14 protein-coding genes, 1 pseudogene and 1 riboswitch are annotated in these 15,713 nt (G+C 70.8%); of the genes and pseudogenes, 5 read left to right on the top strand and 10 right to left on the bottom strand.

The window, feature by feature from the left end; translation table 11 throughout:
* Positions 1-131 precede the first annotated feature (131 nt).
* The 4 genes from ACZ4WZ_RS32740 to ACZ4WZ_RS32725 all read right to left on the bottom strand — a co-directional run bounded on the left by ACZ4WZ_RS32740 (position 132) and on the right by ACZ4WZ_RS32725 (position 3,159).
* Positions 132-989, bottom strand: a complete 858-nt coding sequence (locus ACZ4WZ_RS32740) for a fumarylacetoacetate hydrolase family protein (RefSeq protein ID WP_467896592.1) — start codon at positions 987-989, stop codon at positions 132-134.
* A gap of 141 nt (positions 990-1,130) precedes the next feature.
* Complete coding sequence (locus ACZ4WZ_RS32735) at positions 1,131-1,778, bottom strand: YidC/Oxa1 family membrane protein insertase (RefSeq protein ID WP_467896590.1); 648 nt, start codon at positions 1,776-1,778, stop codon at positions 1,131-1,133.
* 114 nt (positions 1,779-1,892) lie between these two features.
* Complete coding sequence (locus ACZ4WZ_RS32730; RefSeq protein WP_388941066.1) at positions 1,893-2,240, bottom strand: DUF6412 domain-containing protein; 348 nt, start codon at positions 2,238-2,240, stop codon at positions 1,893-1,895.
* 91 nt (positions 2,241-2,331) lie between these two features.
* Positions 2,332-3,159, bottom strand: a complete 828-nt coding sequence (locus ACZ4WZ_RS32725) for a class E sortase (RefSeq protein WP_467896589.1) — start codon at positions 3,157-3,159, stop codon at positions 2,332-2,334.
* A 74-nt stretch (positions 3,160-3,233) separates the two neighbouring features.
* Here ACZ4WZ_RS32725 and ACZ4WZ_RS32720 point away from each other — a divergent pair, with 74 nt between their 5' ends.
* Positions 3,234-4,235: a hypothetical protein gene (locus ACZ4WZ_RS32720; RefSeq protein WP_467896587.1), complete on the top strand. Its 1,002-nt coding sequence runs from the start codon at positions 3,234-3,236 to the stop codon at positions 4,233-4,235.
* A gap of 127 nt (positions 4,236-4,362) precedes the next feature.
* Positions 4,363-7,524 carry a DEAD/DEAH box helicase gene (locus tag ACZ4WZ_RS32715; protein WP_467896586.1) on the top strand — a complete coding sequence of 1,054 codons (3,162 nt, stop codon included), beginning with the start codon at positions 4,363-4,365 and terminating at the stop codon, positions 7,522-7,524.
* A 19-nt stretch (positions 7,525-7,543) separates the two neighbouring features.
* On the opposite strand, the gene ACZ4WZ_RS32710 is transcribed toward ACZ4WZ_RS32715, so the two are convergent.
* On the bottom strand, positions 7,544-8,554 hold the full coding sequence (locus ACZ4WZ_RS32710) for a hypothetical protein (protein ID WP_467896584.1): 1,011 nt from the start codon (positions 8,552-8,554) through the stop codon (positions 7,544-7,546).
* A 29-nt stretch (positions 8,555-8,583) separates the two neighbouring features.
* Positions 8,584-9,123, bottom strand: a complete 540-nt coding sequence (locus tag ACZ4WZ_RS32705; RefSeq protein WP_467896582.1) for a GNAT family N-acetyltransferase — start codon at positions 9,121-9,123, stop codon at positions 8,584-8,586.
* A gap of 163 nt (positions 9,124-9,286) precedes the next feature.
* Between ACZ4WZ_RS32705 and ACZ4WZ_RS32700 the strand changes: the two genes are divergently transcribed.
* Both ACZ4WZ_RS32700 and ACZ4WZ_RS32695 read left to right on the top strand, forming a co-directional pair.
* Positions 9,287-9,454, top strand: coding sequence for a hypothetical protein (locus ACZ4WZ_RS32700; RefSeq protein WP_467896580.1), 168 nt, complete (start codon positions 9,287-9,289; stop codon positions 9,452-9,454).
* Between the two features lie 68 nt (positions 9,455-9,522).
* Positions 9,523-9,822: a hypothetical protein gene (locus ACZ4WZ_RS32695; protein WP_388941024.1), complete on the top strand. Its 300-nt coding sequence runs from the start codon at positions 9,523-9,525 to the stop codon at positions 9,820-9,822.
* Between the two features lie 222 nt (positions 9,823-10,044).
* On the opposite strand, the gene ACZ4WZ_RS32690 is transcribed toward ACZ4WZ_RS32695, so the two are convergent.
* The 3 genes and pseudogenes from ACZ4WZ_RS32690 to ACZ4WZ_RS32680 form a co-directional block, all read right to left on the bottom strand.
* Positions 10,045-11,406 (bottom strand): DUF445 domain-containing protein, encoded by a 1,362-nt coding sequence (locus ACZ4WZ_RS32690; RefSeq protein WP_467896578.1) that lies wholly within the window; start codon positions 11,404-11,406, stop codon positions 10,045-10,047.
* Between the two features lie 105 nt (positions 11,407-11,511).
* Positions 11,512-12,276: a DUF1707 SHOCT-like domain-containing protein gene (locus tag ACZ4WZ_RS32685; protein WP_467896576.1), complete on the bottom strand. Its 765-nt coding sequence runs from the start codon at positions 12,274-12,276 to the stop codon at positions 11,512-11,514.
* Positions 12,277-12,372: 96 nt separating this feature from the next.
* Positions 12,373-12,501 (bottom strand): annotated as a pseudogene (locus ACZ4WZ_RS32680) (methionine ABC transporter ATP-binding protein); the annotation flags it as partial.
* 333 nt (positions 12,502-12,834) lie between these two features.
* Between ACZ4WZ_RS32680 and ACZ4WZ_RS32675 the strand changes: the two are divergent.
* Positions 12,835-15,264 carry a transglycosylase domain-containing protein gene (locus tag ACZ4WZ_RS32675; RefSeq protein WP_467896574.1) on the top strand — a complete coding sequence of 810 codons (2,430 nt, stop codon included), beginning with the start codon at positions 12,835-12,837 and terminating at the stop codon, positions 15,262-15,264.
* 5 nt (positions 15,265-15,269) lie between these two features.
* Here the strand turns inward: ACZ4WZ_RS32675 and ACZ4WZ_RS32670 are convergent, their stop codons facing one another.
* Complete coding sequence (locus tag ACZ4WZ_RS32670) at positions 15,270-15,590, bottom strand: DMT family transporter (RefSeq protein WP_467896572.1); 321 nt, start codon at positions 15,588-15,590, stop codon at positions 15,270-15,272.
* A 33-nt stretch (positions 15,591-15,623) separates the two neighbouring features.
* A riboswitch (guanidine-III (ykkC-III) riboswitch) is annotated at positions 15,624-15,694 on the bottom strand.
* Positions 15,695-15,713 lie beyond the last annotated feature (19 nt).

The raw sequence follows: 15,713 nt of genomic DNA, 5'->3' as shown, positions 1-15,713 counted from the left end.
TCCGACCCCCCTCTCCGGCCCCCCCCCCCCCCCCCCCCCCCCCCCCCGCCCCCCCCCCCCCCCCCCCCCCCACCCGCGGGGGGGGGGCCCCCCCCCCCCCCCCCCCCCCCCCCCCTCCCCGCACTCACGCCCTACGCGCTCTTGAACTCCTGGCGCTGCCGCCCGAGCTTCTCGATCTCCAGCTCCACGACGTCACCGGCCCGCAGGTACGGCTTCGGCTCCGGCTGGCCCATGGCCACACCGGCCGGGGTGCCGGTGACGATGACGTCACCGGGGTACAGGGTCATGAACTGGCTCAGGTACCGCACGACCTCGCCGACCGGGAAGATCTGGTCCGAGGTGTTGCCGTCCTGCTTCAGCTCGCCGTTGACCCACAGCCTGACGTCCAGGACCTGCGGGTCCGGGACCTCGTCGGCCGTGACCAGCCAGGGGCCGAGCGGGGTGAACGTCTCGCAGTTCTTGCCCTTGTCCCAGGTACCGCCGCGCTCGATCTGGAACTCGCGCTCCGACACGTCGTTGACCAGCGTGTAGCCGCCGACGTGCGCGAGGCCCTCAGCGGCGGAGCCCAGGTAGCGGGCGGTGCTGCCGATGACGACGCCGAGCTCGGCCTCCCAGTCGGTCTTCACGCTGCCGCGCGGGATGAGCACGGTGTCGTCGGGGCCGACCACGGTGTCCGCGGCCTTCAGGAACAGGATCGGCTCGGCCGGCGGCTCCGCGCCGATCTCAGCCGCGTGCCCGAAGTAGTTCAGCCCGATGCCCACGACCTTGCCGATCCGGCCGACCGGCGAGCCGATCCTCAGCCCCTCGGCGTCCAGGACCGGCAGCTCCCCGCCCGCCGCGGCCTCCCGTACCCGGGACAGCACGGACTCGTCGGACAGCAGGGCGCCGTCCACATCCGTGATCAGACCGGACAGGTCCCGCAGGGTGCCGTCCTGGTCGAGGAGCGCGGGGCGCTCCGACCCGACGGGTCCGACACGCAGCAGCTTCATGGGCATTCTCCCGTGGTCGTGGCTGGTCGGCCCATGGGCATGCCGGTGGAGCGGGCACACGGCACGGGCCGGCCGATGGGTTGCGGCCATCGGAGGATTGGCTGATCCTCCAAGATGCCCGACCGATCCGCAAGACCCTGTTCACGGACTGGAACGCACCGCCGCGTCCTTGCGGTACTGGAGCCAGGCCCGCTCCCCGACCGACCAGGCGGTGGTCGTCAGCAGGTACAGCCCGGCGGCCAGCGGGACCACCGCCGCCGTGACCAGCGTCCCGAACGACAGCAGGGGCAGTACGCCGCCCAGCTTGCGCATCGCCGCCAGCTGCTCGGCGCTCAGCGCGGGCCGGCCGCCCGCACCCTTCCCGGCAGGCAGTTCAGGCACCGGCGCGGCCGCGGCAGCGCGCCGCCCCCGCACCGCGCTCCACGCGGCCACGACCGCGATCGCCGCGAACAGGCCGAGGAACACCAGCCCCTGCGCCCCGAACAGCCCTCCCTCCTCCAGCGCCCCGGTCCAGCGGGTGCCGAGCGGCGCGGCGAAGAGCCGGTGCCCGAGCAGCTCACCGCCCGAGGAGAAGGCCTGGTACATCAGGTAGAACACCGGCAGCTGCAACAGCATCGGCAGGCAGCCGGCCGCCGGGGTCGCCGCCCGGAACGCGGCACGGCCCAGCGGGTACAGGGCCAGCCGCACGAGGACGGTGAACAGCACGATCGCGGCAGCGGTCGCGGACTCGGCCAGCACCGGCTCCAGGAGCCGGCCCAGCTCGACAACAAGATCAGCGAAAACGGACACGCGGGCCCTCCGAGGGGTCTCGTCAAACGTCGAAAAAGGTGCATTTCGGCGTGACGACCCGCGAGGGGCGACACCAGCGATCGGTCAGCAGAAGGCAGGAAGCACTGCGCGCCCCTACGCGGCCGTCAGGACGAGACGGCCGGGCGCCCTGGGCCGCGACCGGCCGGAGGCGTCGGGATCGCGCTGCGGCAGGAACGCCGTGCGCTGCTCGCGATCACGGATCGCGGTACGTATTCGGTGCGGCGGCACGGGCCGTACGAGGCACGCGGCGAGCGCGGCGGCCCCGACGGCGACGGCGGCGGCCAGCACGACCACACCGGCGGCCAGCCCGGCGTCGCCGGACACCAGCCCCAGGAACCCGCCGAGCACCAGCAGCGCCACGAGCAGCCGGAACACCCGCGAGGAGGACACCACGGAGGAGGAAGAGGAGAACCACGCACGAACCCGCCGCACCAGCACCATCCCCACCCCCTCGACTCCCACGACTCGCACGACTCGCACGACCACCGCGATCGGAGCGGACCCGCATCGGAACGGGAACGCACGACCGATACTAACGGCCCGCGCTGACAACGGTCTTGAGAGTCCCCCACACCACCAGCCGGTACGTGGAGGAGTACTCGGGCGTGCACGTGGTCAGCGTGATGTAGGAGCCCGCCGCCTCGTACCCGTAACCGGGCTTCACCCCGCTCCGCGGCACCGGCGCGATGACGCCCACGTCACCCGCACTCGTCTCCCCCAGCACCTTCCCCACCACGTACACGTACCGCCGCCCCCGCACGTCCACGAACAGCTCGTCCCCGTCCCGCAGCCGGTTCAGGTACCGGAAGGGCTCGCCGTGCGTGTTCCGGTGCCCGGCCAGCGCGAAGTTCCCCTGCGCGCCGGGCTGCGCGGTCCCCGGGTAGTGCCCGGCGTAGCCCTTGTCCAGCACGGCCCGTTTGCCGACCCCCTCCGCGACCGGCACGGCCAGGCCGAGCCGCGGGATCCGCAGCACCGCGTACGCCTCGTCGCGCGCCGGCGCCGCACCTCCCGCCGGGGCGGGCCCCACGGGGGGACGTACGGAAGGCGGCGCGGCAGAGGGAGCCGCCCCCGGATCCGGCACGGGCGGCGCCCCGGAAGGAGAAGGAACGCTCGATTCCCCCTCGACGACCACTGGATCCCCACCCCCGCCCGCAACGGCCCCGGACCCGGCCCACCCCTCCTCCAGGACCCGGACCTGTTCCCGCGCGGCGGCCGCGGCCTGCTGGTTGGTCCACCACACCTGGTGCACGACCAGCAGCGCCACCACCACACCCACGGTGGTGATCGCCTCGGCGGCCACCCACAGCAGCCGCGCGAGACCGGCCCGGCGCTCCCGCCGGCCGCCCCCCTGAACCACCACCCGCACGCCATCCCGCACGGGCCGCACCCTAAGACCTCCCCCCTCAACTGACCAGCAGCAGTACGGTGTGAACCATGCGCCCCGATACGCCTGCCGAGCACATCGCCGAAGCCGAGCGCCTCATCCGCACGGCGACCCGCTACCCCGAGGACCAGGAGCCCTTGCTCCTCCAGGCCGCGGCCCACCTCGAACTGGCCGACGCCCGGGAGCGCGCGAGCGCCCTCTACGACCAACTCCTCTCCGCCTCCCCCGCCGACCCCCACCTGATCAAGGCCCTCCAGGCCGCGAACCTCTGGGAGTACGGCCACGAGGCCGAGGCCCGCGCCCTGATCTCCGGCATCCGTGCGGCCGGCCCGACCGACCCGGCGCCGTGGGAGGTCATCGCGGAGGCCCTGGAGGCCCACGACGAGCTGGAGGCCGCGCACGAGTGCTTCACGGAGGCGGCGACCCTCCTGATCCCGGAGTCCGCCCCCCTCACCCGGGCCACCACGGCCCTCCTCACGGGCCGGCACCGGGTACGCCGGCTCCTGGCCCTCCCGCACGACGACTGGGACATGGTGGCCGACACCCGCCACATCGGCCCGATCCCGCTGGACGAACTCCACGACCCGAAGCGCATCTGGGCCCTGGGCTCCGACGACCCGGCCGAACTCCGCGCCGAGATCGCCCGCCTGCGCGCCGAACTCGGCGACCGCCGCGCCGCCCTGTCCCGCCCCTTCCCGGTGGCGATCCTCCACTGGCCCCAGCGCGAACTGGCCGAGCTCCTCACGAGCTACCCCACCCTGGCGGCGGAGTACCCCTCCCACGACGCCCACCTCGCGGCGGTGGAATCCTCCCTCCGCACCCTGGCCGCCTCGGGCACCACCAACCTCGGCATCGTGACGGGCAGCGTCCCCTCGTACGAAGCCTTCGCGGCCTCGGAGAAGACCTCCCCGGCCTCCCCGTCCCTCCTGGCGGAATACGCCACCACCCTGGCCGCCCGAGGCAAAGCCACCCCCTGGCCCCCCACCCCCACGGCCCCCTGCTGGTGCACGTCGACAAAGCCGTACTCGGAGTGCCACGGCGCGGAACGGTGACCGAATCAGCCAACATCTGACCGGATAGTCACCTCCTCACGCAGCAGCACGTCATATTGCGGCGGCTGTTGTCGGTTGTGCTTGCTACAACCGACATGGCGATGATCCATTTGCAAGTGGAGGTTCCGTGTCTTCAGGTGTCCATCCGAGTGTCCCGAAGCCAGTGATCGGCGCACATGAAACGCTGATCACGACTGCGCTGGAGGAACAGCTACAGGAGCTCATCGCCGCAGGAGCCGTCGTGATAGACGGCCAAGTCAGTGGTGACTCGTCTCAGCACGTTCTGACGCGGCACGTAGCTCACGCCGTCAGGCAGGTGTTGAAGAAGCTGGCACCTGAGGACCAGGTCCGTGCGGCTAACGAAATCCTCCACTCCTTGCGCACCTACGACGGCGCTCAGGAGTGGGTGGTCCCCATCGCCGACGGGCCGCGTCAGCTGCTGGCCGTGACGGATCGTGTTGTAGGCGAACCCGCAGCGGCAGCGGACCCCTACGTCGTTCGCCCGTCGACCCCGTTCTCCGACACTGCGCTCATCACCAACTCACCGGAGGATCCGAGCCTCGGAGCCGAGTTGCGGGCGGAGCTCGCCACGGCCGATCGGATCGACCTCCTGTGCGCCTTTGTGAAATGGACCGGGCTGCGCATCCTCGAGAAGCCCCTGAAGGCGGCTGCTGAGCGTGGCGTTCCCATCCGTGTGATCACCACCACGTACATCGGGGCTACCGAGCGCCGCGCCCTGGATCGACTGGTGCGCGAGTTCAACGCCGAAGTGAAGATCAACTACGAACTCCGATCGACGCGCCTCCATGCCAAGGCATGGCTATTTCGCCGGCATTCACGCTTCGACACCGCCTACGTCGGCAGTTCCAACCTCTCCAAAGCCGCGCTGCTCGACGGCCTGGAATGGAATGTCCGACTTTCCGGAATCGCCACCCCGGACGTGTTGCGCAAGTTCGAAGCAACATTCGACGCCTACTGGAGCGAGCGGGCTTTCGAGTCGTACGACCCCGATCGCGATGCCCAGCGGCTGGATGAAGCGCTGAAGCTCGCAGGCAGCTCAGGCGGTATCAACGCTGCGCGCACGATCAGCCTCTCAGGCCTGGAGGTGCACCCCTTCCCACACCAGCGCGACATGCTCGAGCGCCTTGAGGTGGAGCGCACGGTGCACGACCGTCATCGCAATCTACTGGTCGCTGCTACCGGCACCGGAAAGACCGTGATGGCAGCTCTCGACTTCAAGCAGCTACAGATCAAACTGGGCCGTAAGTTGCGGCTCCTGTTCGTCGCACACCGGAAAGAAATACTCGACCAGTCACTACGCACTTATCAAAGCGTCCTCGATGACGCCGACTTCGGCGAGCTGCTCTACAGTGGCGAGATCCCGCAAGACTGGAACCACGTGTTCGCTAGCGTTCAGTCATTGACCGAACGCACACTGGATCGCCTCCCGGCCAACCATTTCGATGTCATCGTCATCGACGAGTTTCATCACGGCACCTCACCGACCTACCGCAGGATCATCGACCACTTCAGTCCGCTCGAGCTTCTGGGACTCACGGCCACACCAGAGCGCATGGACGGCCTCACCATCCAGGACGAGTTCTTCGACGGTCGAATCGCTGCCGAGATGCGGCTGTGGGAGGCCCTCGAGAACGACCTGCTCTGCCCCTTCCACTACTTCGGCATCAGCGACAACACTGATATGAGCGCCGTAACCTGGAAGCGGGGGGACTACGACACTGCCGCTCTTAGCAAGGTCTTCACCGGTAATCAGACACGGGCCCGACTCGCCATCCGAGCGCTTCGAGAAAAGCACGGATCGCCGGAATCCATGCGCGCTCTCGGGTTTTGCGTTTCGGTGGCGCACGCCCATTTCATGGCAGACTTCTTCAACCAGGCGGGGTTCCAGGCCGTTGCACTGTCGGGCGAAACGCCGCGCCCTGAGCGCAAGGCGGCACTCGATGACCTTCGAGCAGGAAAACTAAACGTCATATTTTCCGTCGACCTCTTCAATGAGGGGCTTGACGTTCCGGATGTGGACACCCTGCTGCTCCTCCGCCCAACTTCCAGTGCCACCGTGTTTCTGCAGCAGTTGGGACGAGGGCTGCGGCGCAGCGAGAACAAGCCCGTCTTGACCGTCCTCGACTTCATCGGGCAACACCGCAAGGAGTTCCGTTTCGAAGAGCAGTTCCGCGCACTGACAAACCTGACACGCAATCGACTACTCAACAGCATCGAGCGCGACTTCCCTCACTTGCCATCCGGCTGCCACATCATCCTTGAGCAAAAGGCCAAGGAAAACATCCTCGCCAACATCCGCAACCAGATAAACGTCAACGTCACTCAGCTCGCCCGGGAAGTCGCCGCATACCGCGAGCCGAGGCTCTCCGCCTATCTCCGGGAGAGCGGCCGAGAGATCAAGCAAATCTACCGAGGGAACGGAAACTCGTGGACCGGCTTGCTACGCAGAGCCGGGTTGCTGAGCACGGCGGCCCCTCAGGGTGAAGATGCCCTCCTCAAACGTGTCTCCGCATTCCTCCACGTAGACGATCAGGCACGGGTGCAGGCCTACAGCACACTCCTCGAAGACGACGCCCCCGCATATGAAGACCTCGATGAACGCGGGCAAGCCTACGCCCGTATGCTCTTCTTCTCGTTGTGGCCGCAGGGCGGTACATTCTCGAGCTACCAGGAGGCATTCGCCTTCCTCAAGCCTCAGCAAGCCTTCCGTGATGAGCTGCGCCAGGTGCTGGCCCACTGCCTGGACCAGGCTGACCACATGGCCCTGCCCCTGACCGGCGAACAGGCATCGCTGCCGCTGTCGGTCCACGCGTCGTACAGCCGGGAGGAGATCCTGCCGGCGCTGGGCGAGTCCGTGATCGGCGGCTTCATGCCGAGCCACTTCCGAGAGGGGGTGAAGTGGTGCAAGAGCATCCAGACCGACGCACTGCTGATCACCCTAGAAAAGGATGAGAAGGACTTTTCACCTCAGACTCGATATCGGGATTATGCGATGAACGAGGTCCTGTTCCACTGGGAGTCACAGAACCAGACTTCTGAAAGCTCCCCCACCGGGCTCCGTTACCAGAGGCACGTGCAGAACGGTTCGCATGTTCTGCTCTTCGTCCGGCGCTTCAAAAGTACGGACATCGGCGGTCCGCAGGCATGGATGCTGCTCGGGCCCGCCGACTACGTCCGCCACTCAGGTAGCAAGCCGATGGCGATCGAATGGCAACTCCATCACGAGATGCCGGCCGACGTGTGGTCGTACTCCGCCATCGCCAACTAGGCCGGTATGAACAGAGCCATCACCCCGCTTCCGGGAACAGCGTCAGCTGTTGGTGGCCGCGGGCCCTGGCCGTTGGGGGGGTGGGGCGGGTGGCGGCCAGGGTGAGGAGGGTGCGGATTGCCGCGAGGACCTGGTCCGGGGTGTCGCGGATCATCGACGGGGTCGCGCTGATGACCAGGATGCCGTGGGACTCCAGGCGGAGGCGGCGGCGGAGGGTGGCGTGCCAGGCGTCGCGGGTGTAGTGGTACTCCGCCGAGTCGACCTCCAGGGCCACGCCCTCGTCGGGCCAGTAGGCGTCCGGGGTGGCCAGGAAGGTGCCGTCCGGGGTGTAGAGGCGGGCGTTCCACAGCGGGGTCGGGAGGTCGGTGCCGGTGAGGGCGTCGCGGGCCCGGGCTTCGGCCACCGAGCGGACCCCGGCCAGGAGTTCCGTCGCTGCGGCGCGGACGGCGGGGCGGGCCAGGAGGCGGGAGGCGCGGAGTTCGGCGTGGAGGTCGTGCGGGTGGCACCAGCCGGCCTGGACGACCTGGGCCAGGACCGAGCGGATGCGGTCGGGGTGCGCGTCGGGTCCGGGGCGGGCGGCGAAGTCGGCGGCCGCGCGGACCGGGCGGGCGCTGGGGACGCCCGCGACGGTCATGGTGGGCGGCCAGCGGGAGGTCGTCAGGGGCCGGACCTCCGGGGTGCCGGTGAGCCGGCGCGGGGCGCGGATCAGTACGTCGGCCGGGGTGGGCGGGGTGTCGCGGATGCCGAGGAGGGCGAGGGCGGCGGCTCCGGTGAGGGCGGCGGTCGCGCCGGAGAGCGGGTCCGCGGCCGGTTCGGCGGCGTAGAGGACCGCGGCCAGGGCGCGTTGGCGGTGGTCGGGCGGGCCCGTCTGGAGCAGGTAGACCCGGGGCAGCAGGCGTTGCCAGGGGCCGCCCGGACGGGTGCGGGAGGTGACGGTGCCGTCGGGGATCCCGGCGGTGGTGGTGAGCTGGTGGCGGGTGGCGAGGCCGAGCTGGCGGCGGGCCACTTTGGCTGCTCCGGGCGTGATCATGGCCCGGGTATGCCCGTTCCGTGACGGGTCTAGCTACGGCCGGGGTGGTTCGGGGACAGGAAGACGACCACGCCCGACTGTGTCCCGGGCAGGGCCGGCACTTCGTGCCAGCCGAGGCGGCGGTACGTGGCCACCGTGTCGGTGGCCAGCCGCGAGGTCAGGAGCCAGGCGCGCCGCTGCGGAGCGTCCTCGGTGATCTCCGCGAGCAGCGCCCGGCCGGTGCCGCGGCCGCGCGCGTGGGCCCGTACGGCGAGTTCGTCGATCTCCAGCGCTCCGACGAGCAGGTCCCGCACCCGGTCGGGTCCGAGCTGCGCGGCGACCTGCGGGTACGCACGGTGCTGCGGGAAGGGGGCCCGCGTCAGCCAGCCGGTGGCGAACCCGTCGACCCCGGCCTCCGACTGTGCGAAGGCGATACGGAACCCCGGGCGCCGGACGTCGGTCTGGAGGCGCGTCGAGAACTGACGAATGGTTTCTTCGCATTCGTTCCAGGGCGCGGCGGAGAAGACGTCGGCGTAGACGTCGACCAGCTCGTCCTCGAGGTCCAGGACGGTGCGTCCGTAGGAGATCACTATGTCGACTCCCGGTAGCGGTGAGTTGGGCGGTTTTCCTGCTGGAGGACCGAATTTACGCCCAGGAGGCTCCCCGGCCCGGTGATACGCAGAAACGGCGAGTGTGCGACAAATCGCCTCCTCCTGCTCCGTGTCGCGGGCCCGGGTGGGGCGTTGAGCAACCGTGAACACGGACAGGCTGCTGCGGATGGCGGGGCGGTGCGCGCTGGCATTCCTCCTCGTCCTCGGGGTCGTCGCGCTGTTGCCGCGCACGGTGCGGGAGGCGGTGCCGGACGCGGTGGTGGGCGGGACGGTGCTCCTGCTCGGGGCGGTGGGGGTCCGGCGGGCGTAGAGAAGGCCGCGTTAGCTTGGGGGCGGAGACAAACCGATCCGAAGACAAGACGTACGAGGGAGTTCGACATGGCACGGGTACCCAGTTCCGCGGTGGCGGCGGCCGGTCTGGTCGGCGGTTACGCCGTCGCCCGCTGGACCAAGAAGCGACCCCTGGGCGGTGTCGTGCTCGGCGCCGCCGGGCTCGTGGCCGGCCGGGAGTGGCACAAGCGGGGCGGGGTGCCCGCCGCGGCCGGGCTGGGGGCGCTGTACCTCGCCGGCTTCGCGGGGGCGCACCCGCTGGCGAAGAAGGTCGGCGCGTGGCCGGCCGTCGTGGGGGCCGCGGCGGTCGTGGCCGCGACGTCCTGGGCGGTGGCCGACCGGGGCTGACCCCGCCTCCAGGGACCGGACCACCACACGGCGGCCGGACGCCAAGCACCAGAAGTACGTAGCGATCCGTCGCGCCCAAGGCGCTCCCCAGGGGGCCCTGATCAACCTCTCGTGCAGGTAACCGGCCCCCGGTCCCGGGCCAGGCGCATGAGGGCCCGGACGCCCGGCGGGCCGGCCCCCCACGCCCGGCCCCTCCGGTTCGTGCCGGTCCCTCAAGGGCGCCTACCCCCCCAACACCCGGGACACCGAATAGATCACCAGCCCCGCCAGCGCACCCACCACCGTGCCGTTGATGCGGATGAACTGGAGGTCGCGGCCGATGTGGGCCTCGATCTTGCGGGAGGTGTGTTCGGCGTCCCAGGCCGCCACCGTGTCCGTGATCAGCGAGGTGATCTCCGCCCGGTACGTGGTGACCACGTACACCACCGCGCCCTCGATCCAGCCCTCCACCTTCCGCTGCAGACGGCCGTCCGTGGCGAGCCGGGAGCCCAGCGACATCAGCGAGGACCGTACCCGCAGGCGCAGCTCGCTCCGCTCGTCCTCCGCCGCCGAAATGATCATCGTACGGATCGCGGACCACGCCGAGGCGATCACGTCCTGGATCTCGTCGCGCGCCAGTATCTCGGACTTCAGCCGCTCCACCCGCGCCCGCGTCTCGGTGTCCGACTGGAGGTCCGCCGCGAAGTCGCGCAGGAAGCGGTCCACCGCCCCGCGCGCCGGGTGACCCGGCATGTCCCGCATCTCCGTGACGAAACGCAGCAGCTCCTTGTACACCCGGTCGCCGATCTTGCGGTCCACGAACCGCGGCGTCCAGCCGGGAGCGCCGCCCTGGACCGCGTCCATGACGGAGTCCCCGTGGGTCACCAGCCAGTCGTGCGCCTTCGCGCACACCAGGTCCACGGCACGGTGGTGTCCCCCGTCGGCGACGACCCGTTCCAGGGTCTTGCCGATGCCCGGGGCGATCTCCGCCGCCTCCGCCCGCCGGGTGATCGCCTCACCCACCACGGCCTGTACGTCGGAGTCCCGCAGCACGGTCAGGGCCCCGCGCAGGGCGGTGGCCAGCTCCGCCGTGACCCGGTCGGCGTGCGCGGGCTCGGCCAGCCAGGCACCGAGCCGGCCGCCGATGCCGAGGGCGTGCAGCCGGGCGCTCACCACGTCCGAGGAGAGGAAGTTCTCGCCGACGAACTCCCCGAGGGAGACGCCGAGCTGGTCCTTCTTGGTCGGGATGATCGCGGTGTGCGGGATGGGGAGCCCCATGGGCCGCCGGAAGAGGGCCGTCACCGCGAACCAGTCGGCGAGCGCACCGACCATGCCGGCCTCGGCCGCGGCGGCGACGTACCCGGCCCAGGCTCCGGCGCCCCACGCGTTCCGCGCGCACGTGGCCAGTACGTAGACCAGCGCGACCAGGGCCAGCAGTCCGGTCGCGGTGGCCTTCATGCGGCGGACACCGCGCTGCCGCTCCTCGTCCGCCGTGCTGAAGACGAACGCCCCGCGGGCGGGGGGTGGGGCGGCCCGCACCCCGTCTTGGCTGTTCACGTGCTGCTCCTGCCCTTCCCCCGACGGCCGGTTTTGTCTGCATAGCATCCGACTCCCGGGAGGTCCGGGGAGTTCCCGGCGCGCCGCCGGTACCGCTGGAGTCGCCAGGGCGTGTCCGGCGGATCACGGCCGGCCCGGCCCGCCGGACACCCCCTAGAGCTCCTTGCGCGGGCTCCCGCCGTCCACCGGCGTCGGCCCCTTGGGCGGCTTGACCTTGACCGCCACCCCGCCCCAGAGGGCGAAGCCGTTCACGACCACCCGCGGAGCGCCCGGCTCCGGGGGGTTCTCCCGGGACGTGCCCTGGTCGAAGGCCCCCATGACGCCGATGCCCCGTACGTCGACCTCCACGCCCGGCGGGACGGTGATCTCGATGCCGCCCATGACGGCCACGCAGGTGATGACGACCTCGCGCTCCGCGAAGTCCGCCTCGCGCAGGTCCAGCTGGCCCCCGCCCCAGACGGCCACCGCGTTGAAGCGGGCGGGCACCGTCCAGCGGCCCTTGCGCTGGAAGGCCGACATGACGGCGACGGCCGTGGCGGAGGTCCCCGTACCGCCGATCCGGTCCGGCCAGGACGAGGAGCGGGACGCGGAAGGGGACCGGGAAGGAGCAGCGGGGGAGACCGGAGACGGCGGGGAGGACCCGGGGGCCGGGAGGTCGCGGGTCAGGGGTTCGAGCTCCGCGTACGTACGGGACGTGTACGCAGCCTCCAGGCGCTCCTCGAACTCCTCCATGTCGAGCCGCCCCTCGGCGACCGCGTCCCGCAGCCGGTCCACCACCCGCTCGCGGTCGGCGTCCGACGCCCTCAGCGCGGGCGCCCCCGCCGACGCGGCCGCCCCGGCCCCAGGCGCCTCCGCCGACGCCGCCTTCTCCAGCGAGGTCTTCTCCGGCAACGGCTTCTCCGGCCGCTCGTCACTCATGTGGACCACCCTATGCACAGACCGGGCCCACCACCCCGGCCCCGACCCTGATTTGTCCCTACCCCCACCCCCACCCCAAGAGGCCCGCCCACCCCCTCACCCCCGCCCCGCGTACACCCGCGCGATCACGTCCTCGATGTCCGGATCCCGCACCGACAGGTCCAACAGCGGGTACCGGGCCGCCACCAGCGGCGCCGCCGACTCCCCCGCCGGGAACGCCGGCCACGTGAAGGCGCACGCCCCGGCCGCCAGGGGCAGCCGGCCGCGCCCCAGCAGCCGGAAGCCCGCCCGGCCAGCGGCGGAAGCCGCCGGCCGCGACGGCCGGATGGAGACGCACCGTATCCCTCCCTTTCCCGCGTCGTTCCCAGGCCGGAGCCATCGGGGCACCGGCCTGACCGGAGGCCTCGGCGCCACGTCGGCCAAAGCGCGCGAGCTTAGTGCGGAGGGGCGAGCCACGCGACCGTTTCATGCCCGTCCGGAGCCAAATCACCGGCCATCGGGTAGACACCATGAGGAAACAGATGTGGATATTTCCCACGGTCCCGAGGAGCCCCGGAGATGAGCGACCCGTCACCACCGCCGGGCTGGGCCCCCCGTGATCCCGACTCCCCGGGCAGTCTCCCCGCGCACCCGGCCGCGTCCCGCCCCCGGGCCGGCCGCACCGGGGCCGGAGGCGGGCGCGGGCGCACCGGGTGGCGCCGCTTCCTGCCCACCTGGCGCACGGTCGTCGGCACCCTGCTGCTGTTCGCCCTGCTGCTCGGCGGCGCGCTCGTCGCCGGGTACCTGCTGGTCGACATCCCCCCGGCCAACGCGGCCGCGACCGCCCAGTCCAATGTCTACCTCTACGCCGACGGCTCCCAGCTCGCCCGCGACGGAGAGGTCAACCGCGTCAACGTCCCGCTCTCCCAGATCCCCCTCGGCGTCCAGGAAGCCGTACTGGCCGCCGAGGACCGGGACTTCTACTCCGAACGGGCGGTGGACCCCAAGGCGATGGTCCGGGCCGCCTGGAACACGGCGACCGGCAAGGGCACCCAGTCCGGTTCGACCATCACCCAGCAGTACGTCAAGAACTACTACCTGGGCCAGGAACAGACGATCAAACGGAAGGTCAAGGAGTTCTTCATCGCGATCAAACTCGGTCGTGAGAAGTCGAAGGACTACATCCTCGAGGGGTACCTGAACACCAGTTACTTCGGCCGCAACGCCTACGGCATCCAGGCCGCCACCCAGGCCTACTACGGCAAGGACGTCACCAAACTGACCACCGCCGAGGGCGCCTACCTCGCCACCCTCCTCAACTCCCCCAGCGCCTTCGACGTCGTCTCCCACCCCCGGAGCCGCGACCGTGCCGTCGCCCGCTGGAACTACGTGCTCGACGGCATGGTCAAGAAGAAGTGGATGACCGCCGGCGAGCGCGCCGCCGCACGGTTCCCCGAGCCCGGCAAGGTGCGCGGGGCCGCCGGCCTGTCCGGGCAGCGCGGCTACCTCGTCGAGGCCGTCAAGGACTACATCACCGAGCACGAGATCCTCGACGACAAGACCCTCGCCGAGGGCGGCTACCGGATCACCACCACCATCGACAAGCGCCGCCAGAACGCCTTCGTCGACGCCGTCCAGAAGCAGCTGGTCGACAAGCTCGACCCGGCCGCCCGCCCCGCGGACCGCCTGGTACGGGCCGGCGGGGCCTCCGTCGACCCGGCCACCGGCAAGGTCGTCGCCCTCTACGGCGGCATCGACTACACCAAGCAGTACGTGAACAACGCGACCCGGCACGACTACCAGGTCGCCTCCACCTTCAAGCCGTTCGTCTTCGCCTCTGCGGTCGAGAACGACTCCCGCACCCAGGACGGCCGCCGGATCACCCCGAACACCCTCTACAACGGCGACGACAAGCGCCGCGTCGTCGGCACCCGGAGCGTGTACGCGCCCGAGAACGAGGGCCGGCAGTCGTACGGGGACATCACCGTCACCACCGCCACCGACCTCTCCGTCAACACCGTCTTCGCGCAGATGGTCGTCGACGTCGGCACCGAGAAGGTCAAGCGGACCGCCATCGACCTCGGGATCCCCGAGAACACCCCGAACCTCGTCGTCGGCCCGGCCATGGCGCTCGGCACCATGCAGGCCAGCGTCGTCGACATGGCCCAGGCCTACGCGACCCTGGCCGACCACGGCCGGTACACCCCGTACACCTTCCTGGAGAAGATCTCCAAGGACGACGAGGACATCGCCCTCCCCGACCGCACCCCCCGACAGGCCATCAGCCGGGAGGCCGCCGACACGACCACCTCCATGCTGATCAGCGTCGTCGACAACGGCACCGGTACGGAGGCCCTGGCGGCCGGCCGCCCGGCGGCCGGCAAGACGGGCACCGCCGAACTGGACCGGGCGGCCTGGTTCGCGGCGTACACCCCCGACCTGGTCACGGTGGTCTCGGTCATGGGCCAGGACCCGGACACGGGCACCCTCCAGTCCCTGTACGGGGCGCTGGGCGAGGCCCGTATCGGAGGTGGCGGCTACCCGGCCCGGATCTGGGCCGCCTACACGAAGGAGGCCCTGGAGGCCACGGACCCGGAGGAATTCGACCTGGAGCTCCAGCCGGGCGCGGCCCAGCTCCCGCCTCCCCCGCCCACCACCCCGCAGCAGCCCGAGGGCAGCCGCCCGCCGTGGCAGCGGCCCGACCGGCCCACCCCGCCCGGGCCGCCCACCCCGACGACCCCGGCGAACGGCGGCCAGACCCAGGGCGGGCAGACGCAGGGCGGCCAGACCAACGGGGGCCAGACCACCGGCGGCGAAACGAACGGCGGCCAGACGCAGGGCGGCCAGACGAACGGCGGCCAGACCACCGGCGGCCAGACCAACGGAGGTCAGACCACTGGCGGCCAAACGAACGGCGGCGACACCGAGGGCGGCCGGACCGACGGCGGCCAGACCGACGGCGGCACCACCCAGGGCCGCCGCCGCCCGCCCGCCGAGTTCCTCGAATGAGCCGGTCAGTGCCCGGACGTGGCCTTCAGCCCCACCACCGCCACCAGCAGCAGACAGATGAAGAAGATCCGGGCGGCGGTGACGGGCTCCCCCAGCACCACCATGCCGAGCACGGCCGCCCCGGCCGCACCGATACCCACCCAGACGCCGTACGCGGTACCGATGGGCAGGGTCTTGGCCGCGTACGACAGCAGCACCATGCTGGCGACGATCCCCGCACCGGTGAACACCGACGGCCACAGCCGCGTGAAGCCCTCGGTGAACTTCATGCCGATGGACCAGCCGACCTCGAGCAGACCGGCGACGAGAAGAAGAACCCAGGCCATGACAGGCACCTCCGGGACGAGAACGGAAAGGGGGGTGCGTCGTCTTTCCGTCCTGCCACCCGGTACGGCGCGTCTCGTCGGGGATTCCGTTCCACCGTAGCAAAGGGCATGCGAAAGGGCCGG

The sequence above is a fragment of the Streptomyces sp. NPDC029122 genome, from assembly GCF_055569445.1.
Note: the sequence above shows the minus strand (reverse complement) of the source record. Positions and strands in the feature narration are given on the sequence as shown.